General features: G+C 61.9%; 1 protein-coding gene. It reads right to left on the bottom strand.

Features of this window, described 5'->3' with window-relative positions; genetic code table 11:
* Positions 1-21 precede the first annotated feature (21 nt).
* Entirely contained in the window at positions 22-1488 is a 1467-nt protein-coding gene (gene tnpC, locus AruPA_RS21620) for an IS66 family transposase (protein WP_265638791.1), read from the bottom strand.
* Between the last annotated feature and the right edge of the window lie 167 nt (positions 1489-1655).

Genomic DNA, 1655 nt, shown 5'->3' with positions numbered 1-1655 from the left:
GTAACCGTTCACACCCCCGGGTCAGATCGCTAGCTGGGCAGGGATGGTGGGCAGCAGATTGTTAGAGCGAGCGGCGGTGATGAGGGCGTAGGCATAGGCCCATGGATCCGTGCGGCGCTTGCGGCAGGTGTCAATGACGCTGAGCGCAGCCGCATAGAACCGGCTTCCTTCATCGGATCGCGTGCCGAAGCTGATGCGCCTGGAGATCACCGCGTGGCGGAGCGCGCGTTCGGCATCATTGTTGGTGGGCGGCAGGTCCGGATCGGCGACGAAGGCGATCACGGCGTCCCAGTCATTGAGGATTTCGCCGGCCAGCCCGCGCACCTTGGTATCGACCTCATGGCGGTTACATTGACAGTTCCATTTGATACCCGCGATCAGTCGCTTGATGGCTGCGGGGTCATCGCCGTCATGCACGCGCTCGATCAAGCGGCGTAGATCGCGCACCAGATCGCGGCCGAAGCCCGATCCCGCGCCGTAATGCCCCACTGCCAGCGCGCGGGCCTTGCGGATCAAGTGCGCCAGGCAACGCTGGCGGCGCGGATGATCGCGATAGGCGCCATACCCGTCGGTGACCAGCCAACCCAGGAAGGCATCGCCGACCAGTGCTGCGAGTTCGCAATGCTTGCGGCTGCCGATCCGATAGACGATGGTGGTCGCCGTCACTGCAACCCAGAGCCACAGTAGGGTTGCCTTCTGATACCACGGCGTTTCGTCGAGATGCACAATTTCGGCCGCACGCACCTCTTCGATCAATTGCTCGACCACGGGTTCGCTTGCCAGACCGAATTCGTGGATGCAGCGTTCGATGGTGGCAACACCGAGCTCAACGCCCAGCCAATCAACCAGGAATTCGGCGATCTTGACGCGTGAGAGCCGGAAACGCAGCGACAGCGCCGCAATAAACGTGGCGAGCATCGGGCCGACAAGGCATCGTTCGCTCATCTGCAGATCGCGCCGTCGCCCCTCGACGTGCGAGCACAGTCCGCTCGCAGGACGTGCGATCGTCTCGTGACCGCAGTCGCAGCGTATCGCCAGATAGGAATGTTTTGTAGCTGCGACATGAAGGTTCATATCGCCGCGGGTGAGTTCAAAGCTCAGATGGGCGCTGACGTGGCGGCTTTGCGCGACAGTGGATCCAAAGACGGCGTTGCATGTGTCGCACGCCTTCGGTGCGTGCAGGACTTCGCCGCTGACCATAATCGGCAACCGGCGCCAGAACCCTTTCGTTCCAGGTCGTTTGCCAGCCGGCTTGGGTCCGGGGTTACCGCCGGAAGCGTTGCCGCCCGGCGCAGAACCACCCCCACCGCCGTCATCGTCCCGGTCGGAGCGATCAGAATTTTGCTGGCTCTTGGCGTCACGTCGGTAGGGATTGTCGCTGGAAGGCGGACGGGAACTGGTTGTTGAGTCTTCGCCGGCACGGTTTGCCAGAGTTCGCGCCAATTCGTGCAAATCCCAGGTCAGTTCTTCAAGCTCGGCGCGCGACATCGCGGACAAGTCAGTCCGTTTGATGTCTTTCAGGCCGGGGATTCTCTGACGCCGCATCAGAATCGTAGAATCCGATTCGGATAGAAACGCAAGCCCCTATTGCGCCGTCCTATCGATCACCCGCTAACGCGCTGTTCCAGGCAAGACAGGGGGGTGTGAATGGTTAC

Origin of the sequence: Acidiphilium sp. PA (assembly GCF_026191915.1) — a bacterium.
Lineage (GTDB): Bacteria > Pseudomonadota > Alphaproteobacteria > Acetobacterales > Acetobacteraceae > Acidiphilium.
The sequence above is the reverse complement of the archived record's forward strand: the minus strand, read 5'-3'. Positions and strand labels throughout refer to the sequence as shown.

Bases quoted from the DNA above. Each gene is read 5' to 3' on its own strand.
- tnpC (WP_265638791.1), bottom strand. From the start codon at position 1,488: ATGTCGCGCGCCGAGCTTGAAGAACTGACCTGGGATTTGCACGAATTG.